The 23,811-nt window shown below is 52.9% G+C and carries 20 protein-coding genes and 1 tRNA gene; all 21 read left to right on the top strand.

What is annotated here, in order from left to right; genetic code table 11:
• Positions 1-4 precede the first annotated feature (4 nt).
• The 21 genes from GURA_RS13665 (at position 5) to GURA_RS13565 (ending at position 23,775) form a co-directional block, all read left to right on the top strand.
• Positions 5-967 (top strand): bifunctional riboflavin kinase/FAD synthetase, encoded by a 963-nt coding sequence (locus GURA_RS13665; protein WP_011939536.1) that lies wholly within the window; start codon positions 5-7, stop codon positions 965-967.
• A 2-nt stretch (positions 968-969) separates the two neighbouring features.
• Positions 970-1,998 (top strand): lysylphosphatidylglycerol synthase transmembrane domain-containing protein, encoded by a 1,029-nt coding sequence (locus GURA_RS13660; RefSeq protein WP_011939535.1) that lies wholly within the window; start codon positions 970-972, stop codon positions 1,996-1,998.
• Positions 1,991-3,856, top strand: a complete 1,866-nt coding sequence (locus GURA_RS13655; RefSeq protein ID WP_011939534.1) for a glycosyltransferase family 117 protein — start codon at positions 1,991-1,993, stop codon at positions 3,854-3,856. The genes GURA_RS13660 and GURA_RS13655 overlap by 8 nt, the downstream gene beginning before the upstream one ends.
• Positions 3,853-4,722, top strand: coding sequence for a shikimate dehydrogenase (aroE, locus tag GURA_RS13650; RefSeq protein WP_011939533.1), 870 nt, complete (start codon positions 3,853-3,855; stop codon positions 4,720-4,722). Before GURA_RS13655 ends, aroE begins: the two co-directional genes overlap by 4 nt.
• 69 nt (positions 4,723-4,791) lie before the next feature.
• Positions 4,792-6,498: a type IV-A pilus assembly ATPase PilB gene (pilB, locus tag GURA_RS13645; protein WP_011939532.1), complete on the top strand. Its 1,707-nt coding sequence runs from the start codon at positions 4,792-4,794 to the stop codon at positions 6,496-6,498.
• A 12-nt stretch (positions 6,499-6,510) separates the two neighbouring features.
• Entirely contained in the window at positions 6,511-7,617 is a 1,107-nt protein-coding gene (locus GURA_RS13640) for a type IV pilus twitching motility protein PilT (RefSeq protein ID WP_011939531.1), read from the top strand.
• 59 nt (positions 7,618-7,676) lie between these two features.
• Positions 7,677-8,894: a type II secretion system F family protein gene (locus GURA_RS13635; RefSeq protein ID WP_011939530.1), complete on the top strand. Its 1,218-nt coding sequence runs from the start codon at positions 7,677-7,679 to the stop codon at positions 8,892-8,894.
• Between the two features lie 3 nt (positions 8,895-8,897).
• Positions 8,898-10,532: a two-component system sensor histidine kinase NtrB gene (locus GURA_RS13630; protein ID WP_011939529.1), complete on the top strand. Its 1,635-nt coding sequence runs from the start codon at positions 8,898-8,900 to the stop codon at positions 10,530-10,532.
• A 77-nt stretch (positions 10,533-10,609) separates the two neighbouring features.
• Positions 10,610-11,983, top strand: a complete 1,374-nt coding sequence (locus tag GURA_RS13625) for a sigma-54-dependent transcriptional regulator (RefSeq protein WP_011939528.1) — start codon at positions 10,610-10,612, stop codon at positions 11,981-11,983.
• Positions 11,984-12,255: 272 nt separating this feature from the next.
• Positions 12,256-12,867 (top strand): type IV pilin protein, encoded by a 612-nt coding sequence (locus GURA_RS25515; protein ID WP_011939527.1) that lies wholly within the window; start codon positions 12,256-12,258, stop codon positions 12,865-12,867.
• A 261-nt stretch (positions 12,868-13,128) separates the two neighbouring features.
• The gene (locus GURA_RS13615) at positions 13,129-14,304 is read left to right on the top strand and encodes an IS4-like element ISGur4 family transposase (RefSeq protein WP_011937084.1); all 1,176 of its coding nucleotides are present in this window, start codon (positions 13,129-13,131) and stop codon (positions 14,302-14,304) included.
• A 51-nt stretch (positions 14,305-14,355) separates the two neighbouring features.
• Positions 14,356-15,099 carry an ABC transporter ATP-binding protein gene (locus GURA_RS13610; protein ID WP_011939526.1) on the top strand — a complete coding sequence of 248 codons (744 nt, stop codon included), beginning with the start codon at positions 14,356-14,358 and terminating at the stop codon, positions 15,097-15,099.
• 2 nt (positions 15,100-15,101) lie between these two features.
• A complete protein-coding gene (locus GURA_RS13605; RefSeq protein ID WP_011939525.1) occupies positions 15,102-15,914 on the top strand; it encodes an ABC transporter permease in 813 nt (270 codons plus the stop codon).
• Positions 15,911-16,783 (top strand): tetratricopeptide repeat protein, encoded by an 873-nt coding sequence (locus GURA_RS13600; RefSeq protein ID WP_011939524.1) that lies wholly within the window; start codon positions 15,911-15,913, stop codon positions 16,781-16,783. The genes GURA_RS13605 and GURA_RS13600 overlap by 4 nt, the downstream gene beginning before the upstream one ends.
• A gap of 54 nt (positions 16,784-16,837) precedes the next feature.
• Positions 16,838-16,912, top strand: a tRNA-Val gene (locus GURA_RS13595).
• A gap of 326 nt (positions 16,913-17,238) precedes the next feature.
• On the top strand, positions 17,239-17,790 hold the full coding sequence (locus GURA_RS13590) for a lipid-binding SYLF domain-containing protein (RefSeq protein WP_011939523.1): 552 nt from the start codon (positions 17,239-17,241) through the stop codon (positions 17,788-17,790).
• Positions 17,791-18,296: 506 nt separating this feature from the next.
• A complete protein-coding gene (locus tag GURA_RS25190) occupies positions 18,297-20,477 on the top strand; it encodes a sigma-54-dependent Fis family transcriptional regulator (RefSeq protein WP_011939522.1) in 2,181 nt (726 codons plus the stop codon).
• A gap of 136 nt (positions 20,478-20,613) precedes the next feature.
• Complete coding sequence (locus GURA_RS13580) at positions 20,614-20,952, top strand: putative quinol monooxygenase (protein ID WP_011939521.1); 339 nt, start codon at positions 20,614-20,616, stop codon at positions 20,950-20,952.
• A gap of 68 nt (positions 20,953-21,020) precedes the next feature.
• Positions 21,021-21,722, top strand: coding sequence for a DUF3313 domain-containing protein (locus tag GURA_RS13575; RefSeq protein ID WP_011939520.1), 702 nt, complete (start codon positions 21,021-21,023; stop codon positions 21,720-21,722).
• Positions 21,723-21,870: 148 nt separating this feature from the next.
• Positions 21,871-22,482, top strand: a complete 612-nt coding sequence (locus tag GURA_RS13570) for a hypothetical protein (protein ID WP_011939519.1) — start codon at positions 21,871-21,873, stop codon at positions 22,480-22,482.
• A gap of 30 nt (positions 22,483-22,512) precedes the next feature.
• Positions 22,513-23,775: a DUF3300 domain-containing protein gene (locus GURA_RS13565; RefSeq protein ID WP_011939518.1), complete on the top strand. Its 1,263-nt coding sequence runs from the start codon at positions 22,513-22,515 to the stop codon at positions 23,773-23,775.
• Positions 23,776-23,811 lie beyond the last annotated feature (36 nt).

Genomic DNA, 23,811 nt, shown 5'->3' with positions numbered 1-23,811 from the left:
ATCCATGATAATTTTTAAAAACTTATCCGACATAAGCGAAAAGCTTCCCAATGCCGTTGTCACCATCGGTAACTTCGACGGGGTTCATCTGGGACACCGGGAGATATTTCGCCGGGTCAAACAATTGGCCGCTGAACTGGGCGGTGTGTCGGTGGTTGTGACCTTTGTTCCTCACCCGCTGAAGGTGTTGGCGCCGGAAAAGAGCCCGTTGCTGATCAATACCTACGCCGAGAAGGAAACCCTCATCGAGGCGTCCGGCATCGACTACCTGATTGAGATCCCGTTTGACGAAAAATTTGCTGCCATAACCGCCAGAGAGTTTGTCGGCACGGTTCTGGTCGAAAAAATCGGGGTGAACAAGCTTGTCATCGGCTATGATTACGCCTTCGGTCGCAATCGTGAAGGTGACGTGGCCCTGCTCAGGCAGTTGGGCGAGGAGTTATCCTTCAAAGTCGAGGTGTTGGAGCCGATAAGCAATGGGAGAACCATCTTCAGCAGCTCTTTGATTCGCACCATGATGATGAATGGTGACGTTAAAGGTGTAGTTTCGCTCCTTGGCCGTCATTTTTCCCTTGGCGGCACGGTAGTTCACGGACACCATCGCGGCAAAGGATTGGGATTTCCCACAGCAAACATCGAGACCGATAAGGAGCTGCTTCCCAAAGATGGTGTCTATGCCGTTAAGGTGAAGATTGACGACGTTCTCTATGACGGCGCCTGTAACATCGGAAGCAATCCCACTTTTAAAGATGAAAGACTGGCGATCGAAGTCTTTCTCTTTGACTTTGAAGGGGATCTTTACGGCAAGGACGCACGGCTTTACTTTATCGACAGGATTCGTGGCGAGCTGACCTTTCCCGATGTCCCGTCCTTGCAGAAGGCCATTGCCAAAGATATTGAACGATGCCGTGAGATTTTACGCGATGCGGCCATTATTGAATACCGTGAATACCTTGTGAAGGATTGAATGTGACAAAGAAGGGATTTGACAAGAAACTTTTGCTCGGGATTGGGATCAGTCTCTTCTTTCTCTTCCTGCTTTTCCGCAAGATAGACTTCAATAAACTGGTTATCGCTTTCAGTGAGATGGATTACCGCTATCTGCTGCCCGCGGTTGTCGTAACCTTTGTCAGCTACTATTTTCGGGCGGTACGCTGGAAATACCTCCTTCTGCCGATCAAAAAAACGTCAATGGCCAATCTCTTCCCATCGACCATCATCGGCTACATGGCTAACAATCTGCTGCCTGCAAGGCTGGGGGAATTTGTCCGGGCTTATGTGCTCGGGCAAAAGGAAAAGATCGAGACGAGCGCAGTGTTTGCCACGCTGGTAGTAGATCGCCTCTTTGACGGCTTTACCGTGCTCCTTATTCTTCTGGTCACCTTTTTCACTGTCAGGCTCCCCGCGGGCATGGAAAATGTGCAACACGGGCTGGTTGTCGGCGGTTATGTCACCCTCGCCATTTACGCCCTGGTGGTGGCTTTTCTGGTAGTTTTGAAAAAGCGGACGTCCTGGACGATTCACCTGGTCGGCTCGCTGCTGAAACCTTTTCCGGCCAGGATTTCAGAAAAGGTTATTCCGCTTCTCGGCTCGTTCATCTCCGGCCTCCGCCTTTCCTCAAAACCGGTGGAGCTCTTTGCCCTGTTCGGGACCTCTCTTATTATCTGGGCCACTGCAATCTGGCCGGTACACATGCTGCTCCGCTCCTTCGGCATTGTCCTTCCCATTACCGCTTCCATGTTCATCATGGTCTTCCTGGTCTTTGCGGTGATGGTCCCCGCTTCCCCCGGCTATGTGGGGACATATCATGCAGCTTGTGTTTACGGGTTGATGGCTTTTGCCATCCAGAAGGAGCAGGCTTTGAGCGTCGCGCTCGTTATCCATGGCCTCAGTTTTTTCCCGGTTATCTGCGCCGGGTTCTATTACCTCTGGCGGGACAAAGTATCCCTGAAAAAGATAAGCGAAACCTCGACCCAACAGGAGAAAATACTTGAGTAATGTAAAGCTTTGGCAAAGGATAGACCCGTTTGCGGTTCTTTCCGTTTCGGTGCCGTTGTTGATTTATCTTTTGACTCTTGCACCTACTGTGACTTTTTTTGACAGCGGTGAATTCATTACCGCCATTTCCTCCCTCGGCACCGCCCACTCTCCGGGCTACCCGCTGTTTGTGAACTACGCAAAACCTTTTACCTATCTTCCCTTCGGCAGCATCGCCTTCCGGGTAAACATCGCCACAGCCATTTCTGCTGCCGTCGCCTGTTACGGCGTGTACCTGATAGTTTCCCACATCCTGGCGAAAGAGGTTCTGACCGAGGACCACGGCTTTTCCGAGCTATACAAAAAAATCATCGCCTTTTGCGCAGCCGTCACGTTTGCCTTTTCTGCCAGGCTTTGGCTCCAGTCCAATCACGATAAGCCTTATCCCCTCATCGCTTTTCTTTCTGCAATGATTTTTTATCTCCTCCTTCTCTGGCGAGACAGTTACCGCAAGGGGGAGGAGCGTCCCGCCTATGTGTATCTGGGGGCTTTTCTCGCCGGTCTGGCATTCGGCGCACACCAGACGATTGTGCTGCTTTTGCCGTCATTCGCTTTTCTCATACTCTCCGTGAACTGGCGCTTGGTCGGCCGGGTGAAGGAAATAATAATCGCTGTTTTTTTCGCCATTCTCGGTTTTTCCGTCCATCTTCACATGCCGGTCAGGGCCTTACAGAACCCACTCCTGAACTGGGGAGATTCCAGGAATCTGACCCAGTTCCTCTGGAACCTGCTGCGTAAAGGTTATCCGGTGGAAAAGCCCGCCAGGGACCTCTCTCTCCTTTGGGCACAGATAAATGCTTTCAATGTCCCTTATGAATTCACCTGGTTTGGCCTTGTCTTGGTTCTGATCGGAATTGCCGCTTTTTTGAAAAAAAGACGAGATGAGGTACTTGCCTATCTGATAGGCATCGTATTCTTTCTGCTGGTCATAGCCGGATATTTCAATACTCCTGCTGACATGATCTTCCTTACGGAGGAGTTTTTTACCCCCCTCTATCTGCTGTCAGCCGTATTGATCGGTCTGGGTCTTTTTGCTTTATTGAAGAACGGCCTGGCATTTTTCTCAGCGCAGGTTATTTCTTCTCTGCCGGTAAAGGTTGCGGCAGGCGCAATTCTGCTTGCCCTGCCGGCAACCGTTTGCGCCCTTCACTATGTGGAGAACGATCAGCATGAAAACTACATAGCCTATGACTATGCAAGCAACACCCTCCGTTCTCTTCCGCAGGGGGCGGCGCTCTTTACCTGGGGTGACAGCGGCGCCTTTCCGCTCTGGTATCTTCAGGGCGTCGAGAAGATGCGCGACGATCTGGACCTGCTGCACACCCCCCATCTGGTTTTCAACTGGTATCTGGATTCGTTTCCCGACCTGTTTCGTTACAGCATGCTCAAGTCGATTCCCATGGAGACGCTGTCCCCTGAAAATGCTCTCCAACTGGCCGTTACCGAGCAGATAGCGCGCAGGCCGGTATATATCGATTTTTCAACCAGGTATTCCGTCCAGTTTTCCAATTATTCGCTCCGTCAGCGCGGCATATGTTATCAACTGCTCAGTGGGGGCGGAGATACCTTTCTGTTCCCGGATATTTCAGTGTGGAACAGCTATATCCTGAGAGGGATTTCCGGCGAGATGTTCTTCCGTGACCTGGATACGGGAAAGGCTATCCTTATATACGCCAACGGTCACATGGAGGCGGGTGAAACATTGCTGCGTCTGAGACAATTTGGTGAGGGCGTTCAGGAACTTCGGGCAGCGGAAAAAATAGCACCGGAACTGCAAATGCAGGTTTCAGGGATACTGAGTGGGTATGGACTCCGATGAAAAGTAGAATAACCGGTCAAACAAAGGTGTTGGGAATCATCGGTTCGCCAATTAACCATTCTCTTTCACCGCTGATGCAAAATGCTGCCATTGAAGCCGTTGGACTGGACTTTGTCTACGTTCCCTTTGCCGTCCCTGCCGACGGATTGTGTGCGGCGGTCCAGGGATTGCGAAACCTGGGGGTTGCCGGTTTCAACGTTACCATTCCTTTTAAAACGGCTATCATACCTTATCTTGACAAACTTTCTCCCGAAGCGGAACTGATAGGCGCTGTCAACACCGTTAACCGGGAAGGTGGATTTCTTGTCGGATACAACACCGATGGCGCCGGCTTACTCAAATCTCTTGCGGAAGACCTGGATTTTACCCCCAAAGGTGCGCATGTGCTGATTTTGGGAGCAGGTGGCGCCGCAAGGGGCGCCATTGCATCACTATGCAAAGCCGGGGTAGAATCGGTCATCATTGCCAATAGAACCCGCAACAAGGGCGAGGAATTGCTTTCGTGCTTTAAAAGCGTTTTCCCGCAGGTGAAACTTGCACTCTCTTCCCTGGATGTTCTTGGATCATCGGATTTACTCCATGGAATCGACCTCATTGTCAACACAACCTCGGTGGGGATGGATAATACGTCATTTGACGGCCTTGACATGTCACTGATGAATCCTGCCACCCGCATCTACGATATGGTTTATGCTCCGCTGGAGACGCCCTTCCTGTCGGCGGCAAAGGCAATGGGCTTGAAATCCGCCAACGGCATAGGTATGCTTGCCGCACAAGGTGAAATTGCTTTTGCTGTCTGGACCGGTTGCGCCCCTCCCTCAGGGTTGATGAAAAGCTGCCTTTTGACGGCGGTTAAAGCTAAGTAATGCTTGACATAGCATGGCATTCAAAATACTATTCTTACGGTTCACTTTAATTAATCGAGGTTTTTTCATATGCATGTGAGTAGACTGGGAGAACTCCTGGTTAAAAATAACATAATAACAAAAGAGCAGTTGACGAAAGCCCTTGAGGAACAGAAAGAATCGGGCGGGCAACAACGTCTCGGTTCCATACTTATAAAAAATGGTCTGATATCCGAGCCGGATCTGACCACTTTTCTCTCCAAGCAGTACGGCTTCCCCTCCATAAACCTGGCAGACTTTGATGTCGACGCTTCGGTTGTAAAGATAATTCCTGTTGATATAGCCCATAAATATCAGATTGTGCCGGTAAACAGGTCAGGTTCCACCCTGATTATAGCCATGTGCGATCCTTCCAACATCTTCGCCATCGATGATATAAAATTCATGACCGGCTACAACGTCGAAGTGGTGGTTGCTTCCGAGTCGGCCATAAGAACAGCCATAGATAAGTTCTACGATCAGTCCGCCTCTCTGGCCGACGTAATGAACGATCTGGAGCTGGAGGATCTGGAGGTAATAGGCGAGGAGGATGATGTCGATGTCTCCTCTCTCGAACGTGCTACCGAGGATGCTCCGGTAGTAAAACTGGTGAACCTGATCCTTACCGATGCCATCAAGAAAAAAGCAAGTGATATCCATGTGGAGCCTTATGAAAGAAGCTTCAGGGTCCGTTACCGCATCGACGGCATATTGTATGAGGTAATGAAGCCTCCCATGAAGCTGAAAAACGCCATTACCTCACGCATCAAAATAATGGCGGAACTGGACATAGCCGAACGGCGTCTTCCCCAGGACGGCCGCATAAAAATCAAGCTGGGGGGGGGCAAGGACATGGATTTCCGTGTATCCGTCTTGCCGACCCTGTTTGGCGAGAAGATCGTCATGCGGCTTCTCGATAAATCCAATCTGCAACTGGACATGACCAAACTGGGGTATGAACCTGATGCGCTGGCTCATTTCCAGAAGGAAATCCATAAACCGTTCGGCATGGTCCTGGTGACCGGGCCTACCGGCAGCGGTAAAACAGTCTCTCTCTATTCAGCCTTGTCGGAGTTGAACAAGGTCAGCGAGAATATATCCACTGCGGAAGATCCCGTTGAGTTCAACTTTGCCGGTATAAACCAGGTGCAGATGCACGAAGATATCGGTCTCAATTTTGCCGCTGCATTGCGCGCATTTCTGCGTCAGGATCCGGATATAATCATGATCGGTGAGATCCGAGATTTCGAGACCGCGGAAATTGGAGTAAAAGCCGCTCTGACCGGTCATATGGTTCTTTCGACGCTGCATACCAACGATGCGCCATCGACCATCAATCGCCTGCTTAATATGGGGATCGAGCCGTTTCTGGTCGCTTCTGCTGTGAATCTCATTACGGCACAAAGGCTTGCAAGGCGTGTTTGCTCCGAATGCAAGGTAGTTGATGACATTCCGGTCCAGGCGCTGATAGATGCCGGCGTATCTCCTGCAGAAGCTACCGAATATGTATGTTACAAGGGGGCTGGATGCCCGAAATGCAACAGCACCGGCTACAAGGGGAGGGTGGGCTTCTATCAGGTCATGCCGATGCTTGAGGAAATCAGGGAACTGATCCTGAACGGCGCAAATACCGCCGAAATAAAACGTGAGTCGATGCGCCTCGGTGTAAAAACAATGCGCCAGTCAGGGCTTACCAAGCTAAGCGAGGGGGTCACCTCGTTTGAAGAAGTGCTCCGGGTTACCGTGGCTGACGATTAGGAGTCAATACTTATGGCGAATTTGCATCAACTTTTAAAAGAGCTTGTTGAAAGAGGAGGATCGGACCTCCATATCACGACAAACACCCCGCCACAGATAAGAATTGACGGTAAAATTACTCCGATGGATTTTCCTCCTCTTACACCGGTCGAAACCAAGCAGCTGTGCTACAGCATCCTGACTGATGCGCAAAAACATAAGTTCGAGGAGGAGAGCGAACTCGACCTGTCCTTTGGCGTCAAGGGGTTGTCGCGCTTCAGGGGGAATGTATTTGTCCAGCGGGGAGCGGTTGCCGGAGTATTCAGGGTCATACCCTACAAGATTCTCACGTTTGAAGAACTGGGACTGCCGCCGATAGTAAGGGAGCTTGCTGCCAAGCCAAGAGGTCTCGTTCTCGTCACCGGACCGACCGGCAGCGGCAAGTCGACCACCCTGGCCTCCATTATTGATAAAATAAATATGGACCGCCACGATCACATCGTTACGATAGAAGATCCGATAGAATATCTCCATCCACATAAGGGGTGCCTGGTCAACCAGCGCGAGGTCGGGGCGGACACCAAGAGCTTCAGAAACGCCCTCAAATACGTTTTGCGTCAGGACCCTGACGTCGTACTAATCGGTGAGCTCAGGGATCTTGAGACAATTGAGGCCGCCCTGACGCTGGCTGAAACCGGGCATCTTTGCTTCGCTACTCTCCATACCAATTCCTGCGCACAGACAATCAACCGCATCATAGATGTGTTCCCACCCTACCAGCAAACCCAGGTCAGGACACAGCTCTCCTTTGTCCTGGAAGGGGTTCTGTCTCAAACCCTCGTTCCGAGAGCAAGCGGCCATGGCAGAGCGCTTGCCTTGGAGGTGATGGTTCCGAACCCCGCGATCCGCAACCTGATCCGGGAGGATAAGGTTCATCAGATTTATTCCCAGATGCAGGTCGGGCAGGATAAATTCGGCATGATGACCTTGAACCAATCGCTGTACGGTCTTTTTACTAAACGTATCATTTCTCTCGATGATGCGATGGCCAGATCACCTGAGCCTGATGAGCTGAAACAGATGGTATCTGTCGGCAGTGTGCAGAGCCAGGTGCGAAGGCCTCTCACGGATAAAAGATAGTTTGTTGATGGTCAATAGAGGCAATTCGTCAAAGTAATGTGCCGGAGGCAGGAGGAAATATGCCTAAGTTTGATTGGGAAGCCAGAAGCAAGGCCGGATCGGTTCAAAAAGGAATCATGGAAGCTGCGAACTCCTCACTGGTGGAGGCGCAACTCAAAAGATACGGATTTACTAATATATCGATCAAAGAAGCCGGCAAAGGTCTTAAACTGGAGTTGAAGCTTTTCGGCGGGGCAAAAAAGATTTCAACCAAGGATCTGGTAGTATTCACCCGCCAGTTTGCCACGATGATCGACTCAGGGCTGCCGCTCGTGCAATGCCTGGATATCCTTGCCGGTCAGCAGGAAAACAAAACGTTCAAGGATATTCTCGTCAAGGTCAAGGAGAGCGTCGAAAGCGGCTCCACCTTTGCCGATGCGCTTTCCAAGCATCCGAAGGCATTTGATCAACTTTATGTCAACCTGGTCGCCGCCGGCGAGGCGGGCGGCATTCTCGATACGATCCTCAATCGTCTGGCGGCATACATCGAAAAGGCGATGAAGCTGAAAAAGCAGGTAAAGGGGGCGATGGTTTATCCTGCCACCATCATGTCCATCGCGGTGATCGTCGTCGGCGTGATCCTCGTTTTCGTCATTCCGACCTTTGCCAAGATGTTTGCCGACTTCGGCGGGGACCTGCCGGCGCCGACGAAGATTGTCATCGCCCTGAGCAACTTTTTGCAGAGATACATACTGGTCATAATAGCGGCATTTTTCCTGTTAAAGATGGCTTTTGGAAAATATTACGCAACGGCAAACGGCCGTAAAACCATAGACAGACTGGCATTGAAGGCGCCGATAATCGGCCCTCTGGTGAGAAAGGTTTCCGTGGCCAAATTCACCAGGACCCTGGGCACCATGATCAGCAGCGGCGTGCCGATCATGGACGGATTGGAAATCGTTGCCAAGACCGCAGGCAACAAGGTTGTCGAAGAGGCGATCTACAGCGTGCGTCAGTCCATTTCCGAAGGTAAAACCATTGCCGAGCCGCTGGCCGCGTGCGGGGTCTTTCCGCCGATGGTGGTGCAGATGATCTCCGTCGGGGAGGCGACCGGTGCCATGGACGCCATGCTCAACAAGATCGCAGATTTTTACGACGATGAGGTTGATGATGCGGTCGGCGCGCTCACCTCCATGATGGAACCGCTTCTGATGGTTTTCCTCGGCACCACCGTCGGCGGTCTCGTTGTCGCCATGTATCTGCCGATCTTCAAACTTGCCGGCGCAGTCGGCGGCTAGCCGATGGATGAGAAGAAAAGACTAACCTGGTTTATCCTCCTCAGGCTGGTGGTGGTTTCGCTCTTTCTTGCATCCACCACCATCCTCAATGTCAAAGAGCCTGAAATCGTCGTCAACGAGGCGCTTCCCGTCCTGACCAGGCTGATCGTCTCCACCTATCTCTTTTCCATCCTTTCCCTCCTCGCATTAAAGTTCACCGACAGGTTCAAACTGACGCTGACCTACCTACAGATAGTCTGGGACCTCTTCCTGGTCACGGTACTGATTCTGCTGACCGGGGGGATCAATTCCCCCTTTTCATTTCTCTACATCCTGGCCATCATCAACGCCAGCGTCCTTTTGTCCCGCAGGGAAGCCTTATACACCGCATCCCTCTGCGGCATCCTCTACGGGGCCATCGTCGATCTGCAGTACTTCGGGAGGCTTACGGACATCGGGTTGAGCCAGGTCGCGGCCCTACAGTACGGGGCCAGTCATATACTCTACACGATCTTCATCAATATCTCGGCCTTCTATATGACTGCGTTCCTGACCGGCTACCTGGCTGAGCGGGCAAGAAGGAGCGAGAGCGCCCTTAAGGAAAAGGTGATCGACTATGAGGAGCTGGAGCGGCTGAACAGCACCATAGTCACCAATCTGGACAGCGGCCTCATGACCATCAATAACAGCGGGAAAATAAGGGCATTCAACCGTTATGCGGAGGAATTGACAGGCGTCTCCCAGCGGGATGCCTACGACCGGCCGGTGACCGATCTGATCCCCGGGTTCAGTGCGTTCGGCGACGACATTTTCAGCCTGCAACGACAGGAGGTGGAGTACGAGACCCCTGATGGAAACCGGATGATTTTCGGCTTCAAGTCAGTTCCCTTTACCGACATGGAGGGGAACCGCCTCGGGGCGATCATAGATTTTCAGGACCTGACCGTATTGAAGCGGATGGAGGAGAAGCTGAAGAAGGCAGACCGGCTGGCCGCCATTGGGGAGCTTTCCGCCCGCATAGCGCACGAGATCAGGAACCCTCTCGCTTCCGTCAGCGGCTCGGTGCAACTCATCGCCCAGGGCGGGGGAATAGCGGCCGGCGACAAAAAGCTCCTCGATATCGTGCAGAGGGAGACCGAGCGATTGAACGCACTTATCACCGACTTTCTCGCCTATGCACGCCCCCGCAGGCCGGTCAAGGTGACGATGAACCTGAAAGGCTTCATGGGGAACCTGGTCGCGCTGCTGGCGACCGATTCCCGTTTTGAGCGGGTGAAGATCCTGAACGACTGCCCGGACGATCTGTCCGTCGAGGTTGACCGCGACCAGTTCCAGCAGGTGTTCTGGAACCTGTTGATGAATGCCGCCGAGGCCATGCCCGCCGGTGGGACAGTAAGCATAAAAGCGTCAGCCGCGCATAAACGCCGGCACTTGAAAGGCCCCGGTGGTGAGGTGCGGATTGCCGTGACGGACAACGGCGCCGGTATGGTACCGGAAGATGTGAACAGGATCTTTGAACCGTTTTTCACGACCAAGACAGGCGGGACCGGCCTCGGCCTTGCCACGGTCTACAGGATAATAGAGGCCCACGACGGGATGATAGCGGTTGACAGCAGTATCGGCAAAGGAACGACGTTTACCATATATCTGCCGGTGTAAGGCCGTGAGAAGTGAGAAGTGAGAAGTGAGAAGTGAGAAGTGAGAAGTGAGAAGTGAGAAGTGAGAAGTGAGGTTCTATGCAGACTAAAATTCTTGTAGTAGATGATGAGCAGAGCATGCGGGAGTTTCTCGCAATCCTTCTTGAGCGGGAAGGGTATTATGTGGCGCAGGCGGAAAACGCCGAAGTTGCTCTGAAATTGCTCGAAAGCGACACATACGATCTGGTGGTTTCCGATGTGAGCATGCCGGGCCTGAACGGCATGGCCCTCCTGGCGCGGATCAAAACCACGACCCCTGAGACCGCGGTGTTGATGATCACGGCTTATACCACGGCTGAACAGGCCGTAGAGGCGATGAAGCTCGGGGCATACGATTATATAGCCAAACCCTTCAAGGTTGAAGAAGTGAAGGTGCTGGTGAAAAACGCCCTGGAAAAGAGCAGCCTGCAAAAGGAAAACCGCCGCTTGAAGCACGAGGTCCAGGAGCGTTACAGTTTTAGCGGCCTGGTCGGAAAGAGCAAGAAGATGCGGGAAGTTTACGACCTCATCGAAAAGGTCGCAAACAGCATGGCAAACGTGCTGGTGCTCGGTGAGAGCGGAACGGGCAAGGAGCTTGCGGCAAAGGCCATCCATTACAACAGTCCCCGACACGACAAGCCTTTCGTGGCGGTCAATTGCGGGGCGATCCCGGAAACGTTGATGGAGGCCGAGCTGTTCGGCCATAAAAAGGGTTCATTCACCGGCGCCATAGCCGACCGTGCCGGTCTCTTCGAGCAGGCGGAGGGTGGCACTCTCTTTCTCGATGAAATAGGGGAAGTGCCGCTGCAGCTTCAGGCCAAGCTTCTGCGCGTGCTGCAGGAGCGGGAGTTTCGCCGGGTCGGGGGAACGTCGGCAATTAAGGCCGATGTGCGGATCATTGCCGCTTCCAACAGGGACCTGGAGGAACAGGTCAAGGAAGGAACGTTCCGCGAAGACCTCTTTTACCGACTCAATGTGGTGCCAGTGCTTATGCCCCCCCTCCGTGAAAGGCCGGAAGACATACCGCCGCTTGTGGAGTTTTTCTATAAGAAATTCGCTCAGTTTTCCGGAACCGGCGAGATAATCACTCCCTGTGCAATGAAGGCGCTCATGTCCTATCCTTTCCCCGGCAATGTGCGGGAGCTGGAGAATCTGATCGAGCGCTGCGTGGTCCTCGGCAACAGGGTCGTCAGCGAGGATTGCCTGCCGCCGCAGGTGGTTAATTTCCAGGCGGGAACAGTAGCGGGTGGCGTTGTCGATCTTCCCGAAGGGGGGATGAACCTTGAGGCCTACCTGGACGGCATAGAGAAGCGGTTCCTTTTGCAGGCACTTTCCCGGAGCGGTGGGGTGAAAAAGAAGGCGGCATCGCTTCTGGGGATGACCTTCAGGTCGTTCCGCTATCGGCTGGCCAAGTTCGGGATGGAAGATGATTAAAGACCGTGAGAGTCGCTTGTTGGTGACAAATTGTGTCACTTCCGGTGCCGTTAAATTGTTCGAGTGGGCGCTTGTCATTTGAGTGGTGATTCAATGATTTCTTAACTTATCGAAATTACGTGTGAAAACTGTGCCCTCTCATGTTGGCACATCTCTGGCATCTTATTCTATAAAAATTGAAACTAAAGCTGCCTGAGGTGATTGCCGATAGGAAGAACTATTGGCCCATAAAACCAGGTTCAGCAACAAACCCAAGCGAAAGGAGAAGTAAAATGTTAAACAAACTGAGAAGTAACAAAGGTTTCACCCTCATCGAGCTCTTGATCGTCGTCGCGATCATCGGCATCCTGGCAGCCATCGCCATCCCGCAGTTCTCCAAGTATCGTATCCAGGGCTTCAATGCCAGCGGTAACTCTGACTTAAAGAACATCCGTACATCGCAGGAGAGTCTATATGCTGAGTGGCAGCATTACGGTTTGACTCAAGGACTTGCGACCGTAGCCGGTCTCCCTGGTGCAGGTAAATGGGGAGTGGGTGCCTTGGTTACCCCGACTGCTGCTCTTCCGGTATGTATTATAACAACTGATGATAACAACCTTGTCCCGCGCGGTCTTCAGATCCCTGTTGGTAACAATGTAACTGCAATGGCTACAACTGCTGCTGCGGGAGCTGGTGATGGCGGTTCGTACACGTTGGCTGCAAAGCATCTCCAGGGCGATGTGATTTTTGCCGCTGATAGCGATTCAACTGCTAATTACAAAATGACGTTTGCTGCTCCGGCTACAGGTCTAAATGCTGGTTATCCATTGACCGCTGCTTTTGTACCTGTTTCAGTCAATAATGTAGATGACTATCAGGCGTTGCCAAACTGGGTAAAAATGTAATCTGGTGCTGAAAATGTTACAAAAAAGCCGGGTTTCCACCCGGCTTTTTTGTATCTATTGCCAAAATCGAGCAGTGTTTTGCTTGCACATAACGTTGTGTTTGTTTATTTTATTACAGCATTGTCCGGTTTGGTCTTTGCAAGGTTCTTTGAGAATGTAAAAAAGTTGTAAAATCAGCGTTATACCGCATTATTTGCTTGACTTTGAGTAAAAAAACGGTGGTCCGCACTCGTAACTATCCAATATTACAGGAGTTACGATATGCGACCGTTCAAACGACTGAAACAAAGACGAAAATCACGCGCTTTCAAATTGCTTCTTACCCCGATTTTTGAGAGATTCAAGTCAGATAATGAACTTGAATCCAGGGGGTATCGCCCGTTGCAAATGACTTTCGATGATCAGCTAAAAGCCCTGATCTTTTATCACTTGGAAGAGTTCTCTTCCGGGAGCGAACTTCTCCAGGCGCTGGATCAGGATGACTTCGCCAAGGAATGTGTTGCTCCCCCCAAGGGAATCAAAAAGAGCTCTTTCTTTGAGGCAATCAACAACCGTGGTCTTGAACAGCTTTCCGAGGTATTCGGGCATCTTGTCAAGCAAGCAGGCAGAGTGCTTCCCGATGAATATGCTCACCTTGGCAATCTGGTATCCATAGACGGTTCTTTGATAGATGCTGTTCTATCTATGGAATGGGCAGATTACCGAAGCGGCTCTAAGAAGGCCAAGGCCCATATCGGCTTCGATATCAACCGTGGTATTCCAAGGAAGATATTCCTGACCGACGGTAAAGAGGGTGAGCGCCCCTTTGTTGATAAGATCATCGACAAAGGCGAAACCGGTGTCATGGATCGTGGGTATCAGTCTCATAATCACTTTGACCAGTGGCAGGCCGCCGAGAAGTTTTTTGTCTGCCGTATCAGGGAGAATACACACAAAACCGTCATCAGAGAGAATGCCGTAAATCCTGACAGTATTGTCTTCTATGACCAGATAGTACTTCTCGGCACCAAAGGTATAAACCAGACTGAGAAAGAGCTGCGCCTTGTTGGTTACCGTATTGACGGCAAGGACTACTGGGTAGCAACCAACAGATACGACCTGACGGCTGAAGAAGTGGCCCAGGTTTATAAACTGCGCTGGAACATAGAGACCTTCTTCGGTTGGTGGAAACGCCACCTAAAGGTGTATCACCTGATTGCCAGAAGCGAATATGGTCTCATGGTTCAAATACTTGGTGGTCTCATCACCTATCTGCTGCTAGCCATCTATTGCCGTGAGCAGCACCAGGAGCCAGTCAGCATTAGCAGGGTACGAGAATTACGCAATCAGATTGCAAATGAAGCAGCAGCCGAACAGCAGAGCCGTCGCACAAGAATACAAGGTAACTCAAACAAAATTAGACAGTTGAAACGTAAGAAACGTCGTGCAAAAACCTAACCGGAAGTTACTGATTTTATTACGGATAAATACTGATCGGAGCAGGCCCTAATGATAAAATTTGCGGGTGTATCAAAGGAATTCAAGGAGGGGGTTACCGCCAAAAGGGTCAAGGCCTTGGTGAATCTCTCTCTGGAAATCGAGCAGGGTGAGATCTTCGGCTTTCTTGGCCCCAATGGCGCCGGCAAATCCACCGCCATCAAGATCCTTATAAACTTGATTTACCCGGATAGCGGCCAGGCTACGATCATGGACACGGATGTGGGGGATAAGAATGTGCGCCGTTTTGTCGGTTATCTACCCGAAAATCCCTATTTTTACGATTACCTCACAGCGGAGGAGCTGCTCTGGTTTGGCGGTAAGTCGTCCGGCATGGCAAAAGATGAGATTCTGGAACGTTCGAACCTGCTGCTGGACAAGGTGCAGCTTCTGGAGGCGCGCAAACGACCGTTGCGCACCTATTCCAAGGGTATGGTGCAGCGGGCAGGGTTGGCGCTGGCCCTGATCCACAATCCCAAAGTTGTTATTCTCGACGAACCGATGAGTGGCCTTGACCCGATCGGCAGAAAGATGGTCGGCGATATCATTTTGGAGATAAAGGGGGAGGGGAAGACGGTTTTCTTCTCATCCCACATTCTTTCGGATGTCGAGCGGTTCTGCGACCAGATTGGTATTATTGTCGGAGGACGGTTGCGTCGCACCAGCAGTGTGGCTGACGTGTTAAAGCATGGCGAAACGCTGGAGGATGTGTTTATGCGTGAAGTACACGCAGCTGGTCTCAAGGAGGTACGCTGACAATGCAACTGCTCTTGCCGATTGCACTGATAACGTTTAAAGAGGGCATCAGAAACAGATCTATCTATGGTATTTCACTGCTGGCTCTCCTGATGCTGCTGGCAAACTTCATCATTTCTGATATGGTCGGTCAGGAAGTCGGCAAAGTGGCCGTGGATATCGCTCTGTCGGCCGTTTCCTTTTCTGGCCTGTTGCTGGTGCTGTTCGTCGGGATCAATCTTTTGGCCAAGGATCTTGACCGCAAGACCATCTACATGGTTCTGGCAAAACCGATATCGCGCTCACAGTATCTGATAGGAAAATATTTCGGGGTAATCCTTCTGCTTACGGTCTGCCTCTGCATTCTCAGCTGTTTTGCCGCCGTTTCCCTGCTGCTGATAAAGTTTGGGCATCCAGCGTATTTCCAGCGTTTTTCATGGCCTCTGGTCGGACTGTCATTCTTCTTTACGACACTGATGCTCATGCTGGTTTCAGCCCTAAGTTTTCTGTTTGCCTCGTTTACCAGCACGTCGTTCCTGACATTTATCCTCACAATCATATCCTACATAATCGGCATGTCGTTAAACGACGTCAAGGCCTTGGTTGAGGCTCCGCAAGCGGTTGGGATTACGGTTTCTCCGGTCACGGTCAAGGTCGTACAGGCAGCGTATTATATTTTCCCCAACTTGTCGTTCTTTGACATCAAGATTCAGGCGGCCCACGGCTTGTCAATTCCTGCGTCGTACGTCTTCGGCATTGTGGCATATTCGATTATTTATTCTGCCATCGTCATGACGCTGGCCTGTCTGATTTTCAGAAAAAAGGAATTTCCATGAGAATCTCGCGGATCTTTCCTGTGGTGCTGCTGGGTGTTCTTATTCCGGGCTATTTCAGCACACTTTCGTATGTTTCTCTTACGAACAAGAGACTGCCAAAAGGTGAAGAGGTGAATGTTGTGCTGCCGTCGCCGGTCCTGAAGATCACCAGCCTGGAGTATGACGGTCTTGCCTCCGATGTTCTCTATCTCAAGTCGCTGGTCTTTTACGGCAGTACTTGGGTTGGAAAAAGTCAGCGCAATGTAAAAGAGTGGGAATATGACTGGCTTTACAATGTGTTAAAGGCTTCGACCGATCTTGATCCCTATTTTCTCGATCCCTATTTTCTGGCCAATGGTGTACTGGGATGGGAAGCCAAGCGGGTGGCTGAAACCAATAGATTCCTGGCAAAAGGGAGCCGTTACCGCGATTGGGACTATTGGCTGCCATTTTTCTTGGGCTTTAATTACTATTATTTTCTTGGTGAAAATGATAAGGCGGCCGAATATCTGATGAAGGCGTCGAAAAAACCTGGCGCTGACCCCTTCTATGGTTATTTTGCGGCTCGTTTGGCTTACAAAGGCAACAGAACGGAAAATGCCATTATTTTTCTGGAAGGTATGCTGAAGACAACCAAGGAAAAAACTATTCGCAAAGACTACGAAACCCGTCTCGAGGCGTTAAAGGCAATTCTTTACCTGGAAAAGGGCGAAGTGGTATATAAAGATAAATTCGGTAAGAATCCTGATAATCTCAACGCCTTGATTGAACATCGTATCATCAGTCAGATACCCGTAGACCCTTATGGCGGAGAGTTTTACATCGACAAAGATGGCTCGGTAAAAACCACGAGCGATCTGAGGCCGATGAAGAAAACAAAGAATAATTAAGAAAAATCCTTGACAATGTCAGCCTGAATTGTTAAAACTACTCTGTTTTTAAGCAGGCGCGTAGCTCAGGGGTAGAGCACTAGCTCGACACGCTAGGGGTCGGCGGTTCGAAACCGCCCGCGCCTACCAAAATGATAGCAAAATTATGGGCTTAGCGATTTATCGTTGAGCCCATTTTTTTAGTAATCATTTTAGTAACCCCTCTGCCGCCGAACGATTTACTCCTGTAAGTCGGGATTTCATCCTGAAGATGATATTTCGTCCCGTCGTCGGTCCCACTATTACCCCCTTGGTCCTTTTCTCGCCTTTTTTCCGACACTTATGCAGTTATCTCCCCCCGTTAATCTGTTGGCATAGTTCTCGTAACGTGGCAGCATGAGGTATTATCGTATTCGGCTTCAGTGTGCATTTCTGCAGGTTGCCCAGGTTCGATGCGCGGAAGGAGAAAACTGACAATGAGAAAACAAGTTCGCTTGATAGTCTTCACCCTCATGCTGATAATCGCAGTACCACCGCTGATGGCGTATGCTGCCAGCAAGGCCGAGATCGACCGTGACGTCGACTCCGCCTTGGTGAAGCTTTATGACAGCACCCCCCTGGCAAAGTTGCTCGCGGAGAAGGCGAGAGGAATTCTTGTTTTTCCGTCCATGGTCAAGGGCGGATTCATCTTCGGAGCTCAGTTTGGTGATGGTGCCCTCCGCGTACATGGTAAAACTACAGGTTACTATCGGAGTGTCGCCGCCTCGTACGGCCTGCAGGCGGGCATACAGTCGTTCGGTTATGCGCTGTTTTTCATGAACGATGCTGCGCTTGCGTACCTGGATAAATCAAAAGGGTGGGAGATCGGGGTCGGTCCGAGCATTGTCGTCGTTGACAAGGGCATTGCCAAAACGCTCACGACAACGACCGCCAAGGACGACATCTATGCTTTTATCTTCGATCAGAAGGGTCTGATGGCTGGTCTCAGCTTGCAGGGCACGAAAGTTACCAGAATCAAGCCGAAGTAGACGATCCGATTCCCCTTTACCTCATCGTAGACGACCAGAGCGTTATTTACTGCCGGCCAGAACCCAGCCAATGATTAGAATTTGGCTGGGGACCTTGCCGGCGGTTGCGCTTCCTTTCGCGGGTTGTCCACCGGAAGCTCCTTCTGCGCTGACCACAAAGAGATAACCTCATTTCAGAAATTCCCCCCCATTGTGACATGCCGTCGCCCAACTGTTATGGTAGTCATCAACGTCTCAAGTTGCATGTCCGTGCCGATAGAGGCTGAATAAATCTCGCAATTCAGCAGGGTTATTAATTGCTGCCAGAGGTGGCGAAGACGAAACTCGTGTCGAGATGAGATGTCGTCTTCGGGTTGAATTGTCGACTTGCTAAAGGTGGAATAAGTGTTAGTGTTTGCTAAGATTAGGTTCGACTACACATATGTCGCCATCGGAGAATGCCAGGATGCAGGCCTTTTGGGGGCATCATTCTGTTTACATAGGTTACCGCCGGACAAGGAGATACCATGCAGCGATCAGCACTGCGAAATAAGGCGAGGAGCAAGCCGGCAGCCGAGAAAATTCTTCTGCCGATTCCTAAGGCAAAACCCAGGGATACCATGCAGGAACTGCTTGAAATGGAGCGGCTGGTTTCCGATTCCATGTCAAGAATCATCACTGTGTCGGCCGACCTGGTCGACCGGGAAATTGCGGCCTTGTTGAGGCAGATGCTTACTACCTGCGGTTTCGACCGGTGCGGCCTGATGATGCTGACCCAGGACAAAACCGAGGTGCGGGCCTCCCATGCCTGTCACGGAGAAGGCATCGCAGCCGTGCCGGAAACATACACACTCAGGGACCTGTTCCCCTGGACAGGCGAAAACCTGTTGCACGGAAACATCGTCAGCTTCTCCAGTCTCGCCGAGTTGCCGCCACTGGCAGAAGCCGACCGCCGAAACTATGCGGCGCTGGGTGTACAATCATACCTCGCCATCCCGATATATGCCGGCGGATCGGTGGAATTCTTCATTGACGCCCATCATGTCCGTGCCAGACACATCTGGAGCAAGGAAAGCATTTCACTATTGCGCCTGTTCGGCGAAGTTTGTGCGAACGCCCTGGGGGGGGGCCACGATACCCGGAACGAAGAGGTTCGGCTGCAGTTCGAGCGATTTGTTTCAGATCTTTCAGTCAAGTTCATCAACGTAACGGCAGATGAGGTCGATCGGGAAATCATTGCCGCACTGGAGCAGGTCCGGGAAATGTTTCAATTTGATGGTTTCGGGCTGATATCGCTGTCCCCGGACAAGGGCGAGGCGATTGTCTCCCACGCTTGCTATGGGGAGGGAATTGAGCGGAGCCCGGAGAAAATAGATATCAGCCTGCGGTTCCCCTGGACAAAGGAGAGGCTGCTGCGCGGGGAAATGATCCACTTCAATTCCAGGGAGGACGTACCCGAGGATGCAGCAGTTGACCGGCAAAGCTGGCAGGCGATGAAGGTCAAGGCAAATTTTTCCATTCCCATCCTTGTGGCAGGTTCCGTCGCGTATATCATTGCGGCCCACGACGTCCGCGCCACCCGTTGCCTGGACGAGGGACTGTTGCTCCGGTTGCGCCTGCTGGGCGAGATTTTTGCCAATGCCCTCTTTCGCTGTAAGTCGGAGGCGGAATTCCGTAACTCCTGCACCGAGATTCAGCGGCTGAAAGAAAAATTGCAGTTGGAGGCCGAGTATCTCCAGACGGAAATCATATGTTCCCATTGCAATGAGCAAATAATCGGCCAGAGCGCCGCTCTTGACAAAGTGCTGAGGCTGGTGGAACAGGTCGCGTCAACCGATTCGACTGTGCTCATCTGTGGCGAGACAGGCACCGGCAAGGAACTCGTGGCACGAGCTATCCAGGAACTCAGTCTGCGCCGGAACAAACCCATTGTAAAGGTGAACTGCGCGTCGCTGCCGGCTGCCCTGGTGGAGAGCGAACTGTTCGGCCGCGAGAAGGGGGCGTACACAGGTGCGTTGACACGGCAGGCTGGACGCTTCGAGGTGGCCGACGGAGCGACCATATTCCTCGACGAGATTTCCGAAATGTCGCCGGAACTCCAGGCGAAGCTCCTTCGGGTCCTGCAGGAAGGGCAGTTCGAGCGGCTGGGGAGCACGAAAACCATCCATGTGGATGTACGGGTGATTGCAGCCACCAACCGCAATCTTGCCGAAGAGGTAAAGAAGGGGACGTTCAGGGAGGATCTTTACTATCGCCTGAATGTCTTTCAGATCGTCGTTCCTCCGCTGCGTGAACGGGCAGAGGACATCCCACTGCTGGCCTGGGCCTTCGTCCACGAATTCAATGAAAAGATGGGGAAGAAGATCAACAGGATCGCCAAGTCGGATATGAATGCGCTGCAGAACTATCACTGGCCGGGAAACGTCCGCGAACTGCGCAATGTCATCGAATACGGTGTCATTGTCTCTACCGGCAACGGGCTGCACGTGCGGCTGCCCGAAGGGAGCGGGGAAGAGATAGCCCGGCCCCTGCTGATGGACGAGGTCGAGCGGCAGCATATTACGGGGGTACTCCAGCGCACCGGCTGGCGTATCAAGGGGGAGAACGGTGCTGCCAGGATCCTGGGGATGAACCCGTCCACCCTCTATTCACGGATGCAGAAATTAGGTATAGCGGTTCGAAATGGTCAAGACGGGATATCGCCTTAAAGACGAAATTCCGCCCTTTCCGATACATCAGTCTCCGCTGGCAATTCCGCCCTAATCTGGGGAACTCATCAAATTTACACAATTTTTTGCACGCGAGATTGAACGACCTGCCATTGGCATGAATCTGGGATTAGTTATGTCCATGATGCTGGCGATGGTGAAAATAGGGGCTTCTCCTGGCAAACGCCAGGAAATCCTCGACATTCTGCTTTCCGTCAAGGGACCGACCCTGGCGGCCCCGGGCTGCCGTGCCTGTTCGATTTACGAGGAGTATGGTGCCGACCAGACCATTGCCTATGTCGAACTGTGGCAGTCACCGGCGGAAATGTATCGCCATATCCGCTCTACGCTTTATTCCCGGATTCTCGAGGCAATGGAACTCTCCGCCAGCAATCCCGAAATCAGTTTCCACATGATCTTAAGGACGGAAGGAATGGAGTTGATCGAAAACTTGCGAAGCACGTCCACCACATGATCCGGACAACTGTATCGTCAGTGTACCAGCGCATCGGCAAGACTATTTCTCGGAAAGGGAGGAGCATCATGAAAACAATGGGGACAGTAGGCATGTTCGTAATGGTTGTGGCGGCTGCGCTGCAATTCGGCGGCTGCGCGGTGGGAAGCTATCAGGCACGCAGTGTGGATCTCAATGCATCACCTCTGGTCAACCCGGATGTCCTCGTGAAAGGGACCGGTGACGAGGCCCTCTATCGTTATGTGAAGCCGGGGGTAGACGTCAAGAAGTACGACAAGGTCATGATCGATCCGGTCCTTGTCAGAAAGGATGGGGAACTGGACAAGGATGAGCTGGAAAACTTCCAGAAACTTGCCAACAACGCCTACGTCTACCTGACGCGGGAGCTGGAGAAGGATTACAAGGTCGTCCAGGCACCCGGACCCGGCACATTCAGGGTCCAGATGGCCATCATCGACGCTGACAGCTCGAAGCCGGTCCGTAACACCCTGTCAACCCTCATGCCGATCGGCATCGGACTCTCACTGGTAAAGTATTCCGTCACCGGTAAGCAGTCAGGGGTGGGGGAAATAACCATAGAAATGAAGATCACCGATGCCGACACCGGGGAATTGCTCGGCGCGGCCCTCGACCGGCGCGTTGGCGGCAAGGAAATCTCGAAGCTCTGGAGCAAATGGCACAACGCTGATGATGCCCTGCAGTACTGGGCGAAGAGGCTGAATTATGCCCTGTGCGATGTGCGCGGGGACACGACCTGCGTGAAGCCCTAGTAGTCGCGGAGAGACGGGAATACGTCGACAGCAACGGCTGCCCCACGATTGATGGCCTTTGCTGCCTGGCCTTCCGGGCGGGCGATCGACTGGCATTAACCACGTCCGCCCGGATTTGCCTGCCGCATTATCTCAAAGGAGGCAGTTTATGAAACAATTCGCTGTAATCATCTGTGCTGCCGCTGTCCTTGCCATGCCGGTGTTCGGCGTGGCAGACGACGGGCAGCAGGACCCGGCTCCGCAGAAAACAAGGGGGCGGATCGTCACAGAAACCATGGTTGCGGAACATGCCATTGTCAAGGCGGTAGACATGGACAAGCGCACGCTCACCCTCACCATGCCGGACGGCAAGGAGCGCACGTTCGTCATCGACAAGAAGGTCAAGAAGCTTGGACAGGTAAAGGTCGGAGACGTGGTGACTGCACGCTATCACGAGGCGGTATCGGTGAAGCTCAACAAGACCAGGGTTCCCGCGGGCGTGACGGTCGAAGAGACGGTTGCGCGAGACGAGAAGTCGGTTAAACCGGCAGGCTTTGCCCGGAGGCAGGTGACGACGACCGCGACCATCGAGAAGATATTCGACAACGGCAAGATGGTGACTCTCCGGAAGCCGGACGGTTCTGCCGTCGATGTCAAGGTGCGCGACAAGGAAAATCTGGCGAAGATCAAGAAGGGCGAGGTGAAGGAGGGGGACCAGATCGAGATTACCTATACCCAGGCACTGGCCATTTCGGTCGAAAAGGTTGCGCCGGAAAAATAAGGGCTCGACCTTTACCGCTCAGGAGCATGTATGAAACCAAAGTCGTTCTGGATGAGTGCGTTGAGCCTGTTTGTCGCCCTCCTTCTGGCTCTGCCCCTGCAGGTCGCGGCACAGGGCGGTGGCGATGACCCGCAGCAGAAAAAGCTGCAGAAGGAGGAACTGGCGCAGCTGGTGGCGCCGATCGCCCTATACCCCGACGAGCTGGTCGTACAGATACTGATGGCCTCGACCTATCCCCTGGAGATCGTCCAGGCCGACCGGTGGGTGCGGCAGCACAAGGAGCTCAAGGGGGACGCCCTGGCCAAGGCCCTGGAGAAGGAGAGCTGGGACCCGAGCGTCAAGTCGCTGGTGAACTTCCCTTCGGTGCTTTCGGCCATGAGCGAGAAGCTCGACGTCACGTCGAAGCTCGGCGATGCGTTCCTGGCCCAGCAGAAGGACGTGATGGACACAATACAGGCGTTGCGGAAGAAGGCCTCTGACGCGGGAAACCTGAAGACGACCAAGGAGCAGAAGGTCGTGGTCGAGAAGGAGACGATCGTCATTCAGCCCGCCAGTCCGGAGGTCGTCTACGTACCCACCTACAGCCCGACGGTGGTGTACGGCGCATGGGCCTATCCCGCCTATCCCCCCTACTACTATTATCCGCCGCCGCCCCCTGCTTATCCGCCTTACTATTTCGCCGCCGGCGTCGCCGTCGGCGTTGCCTGGGGCTACGCCTGGGGCCACAGCGACTGGCACGGCGGCGATGTCACCATCAACCACAACCAGAACATCAACGTCAATAGAAACATCGACCGCAGCAAGTACCAAGGGGACTTTGATCGACATCAAGGGGGTGGAGGAAACACCTGGCAGCACGACCCGAGCCACCGCAAGGGAGTCGCTTACAAGGACAAGGCGACGGCCCAGAAATTCGGCCAGTCTCCGGCGCGTTCGGCCGAGGGGCGGCGCGACGCCCACGGCCTTGGTGACGGTCGCGGTGCCGACCTGGGTGGCCGCGGCGACAAAGGCGGGCAGGACCGGGGAGGGAGGGGGACTGCCGATCGCGGCGCTTCAGACCGGGGACGAGCTGGCGCAAGTGGTGGTGCCGACCGTGGCACCGCCAGGGGAGGCCGGGACAGTGCCTTCGGCGGCGGGTTCGGCAACGGCAACGCGGAACGCATGTCGAGTGAGCGGGGCAGCGCAAGCCGTGCCAGTGCCGCCGGCACGGGCGCGCGCTCCGGTGGAGGTTCATTCGGAGGGGGCGCGAGATCCGGGGGAGGCTTCGGCGGTGGCGGCGGCCGGCGCAGATAGCCGCAATCGGAAGGCCGAAGGCGACATCCGGCAGTA

It is taken from the genome of Geotalea uraniireducens Rf4, assembly GCF_000016745.1.
GTDB lineage: Bacteria > Desulfobacterota > Desulfuromonadia > Geobacterales > Geobacteraceae > Geotalea > Geotalea uraniireducens.
This window is presented reverse-complemented; position numbering and strand designations above follow the sequence as displayed.

What these genes read in the sequence shown, in the direction of transcription:
- GURA_RS13665 (WP_011939536.1), top strand. Translation starts at nt 5, where the DNA reads ATGATAATTTTTAAAAACTTATCCGACATAAGCGAAAAGCTTCCCAAT.
- aroE (WP_011939533.1), top strand. Translation starts at nt 3,853, where the DNA reads ATGAAAAGTAGAATAACCGGTCAAACAAAGGTGTTGGGAATCATCGGT.
- pilB (WP_011939532.1), top strand. Translation starts at nt 4,792, where the DNA reads ATGCATGTGAGTAGACTGGGAGAACTCCTGGTTAAAAATAACATAATA.
- GURA_RS13640 (WP_011939531.1), top strand. Translation starts at nt 6,511, where the DNA reads ATGGCGAATTTGCATCAACTTTTAAAAGAGCTTGTTGAAAGAGGAGGA.
- GURA_RS13635 (WP_011939530.1), top strand. Translation starts at nt 7,677, where the DNA reads ATGCCTAAGTTTGATTGGGAAGCCAGAAGCAAGGCCGGATCGGTTCAA.
- GURA_RS13630 (WP_011939529.1), top strand. Translation starts at nt 8,898, where the DNA reads ATGGATGAGAAGAAAAGACTAACCTGGTTTATCCTCCTCAGGCTGGTG.
- GURA_RS13625 (WP_011939528.1), top strand. Translation starts at nt 10,610, where the DNA reads ATGCAGACTAAAATTCTTGTAGTAGATGATGAGCAGAGCATGCGGGAG.
- GURA_RS25515 (WP_011939527.1), top strand. Translation starts at nt 12,256, where the DNA reads ATGTTAAACAAACTGAGAAGTAACAAAGGTTTCACCCTCATCGAGCTC.
- GURA_RS13615 (WP_011937084.1), top strand. Translation starts at nt 13,129, where the DNA reads ATGCGACCGTTCAAACGACTGAAACAAAGACGAAAATCACGCGCTTTC.
- GURA_RS13610 (WP_011939526.1), top strand. Translation starts at nt 14,356, where the DNA reads ATGATAAAATTTGCGGGTGTATCAAAGGAATTCAAGGAGGGGGTTACC.
- GURA_RS13605 (WP_011939525.1), top strand. Translation starts at nt 15,102, where the DNA reads ATGCAACTGCTCTTGCCGATTGCACTGATAACGTTTAAAGAGGGCATC.
- GURA_RS13600 (WP_011939524.1), top strand. Translation starts at nt 15,911, where the DNA reads ATGAGAATCTCGCGGATCTTTCCTGTGGTGCTGCTGGGTGTTCTTATT.
- GURA_RS13590 (WP_011939523.1), top strand. Translation starts at nt 17,239, where the DNA reads ATGAGAAAACAAGTTCGCTTGATAGTCTTCACCCTCATGCTGATAATC.
- GURA_RS25190 (WP_011939522.1), top strand. Translation starts at nt 18,297, where the DNA reads ATGCAGCGATCAGCACTGCGAAATAAGGCGAGGAGCAAGCCGGCAGCC.
- GURA_RS13580 (WP_011939521.1), top strand. Translation starts at nt 20,614, where the DNA reads ATGTCCATGATGCTGGCGATGGTGAAAATAGGGGCTTCTCCTGGCAAA.
- GURA_RS13575 (WP_011939520.1), top strand. Translation starts at nt 21,021, where the DNA reads ATGAAAACAATGGGGACAGTAGGCATGTTCGTAATGGTTGTGGCGGCT.
- GURA_RS13570 (WP_011939519.1), top strand. Translation starts at nt 21,871, where the DNA reads ATGAAACAATTCGCTGTAATCATCTGTGCTGCCGCTGTCCTTGCCATG.
- GURA_RS13565 (WP_011939518.1), top strand. Translation starts at nt 22,513, where the DNA reads ATGAAACCAAAGTCGTTCTGGATGAGTGCGTTGAGCCTGTTTGTCGCC.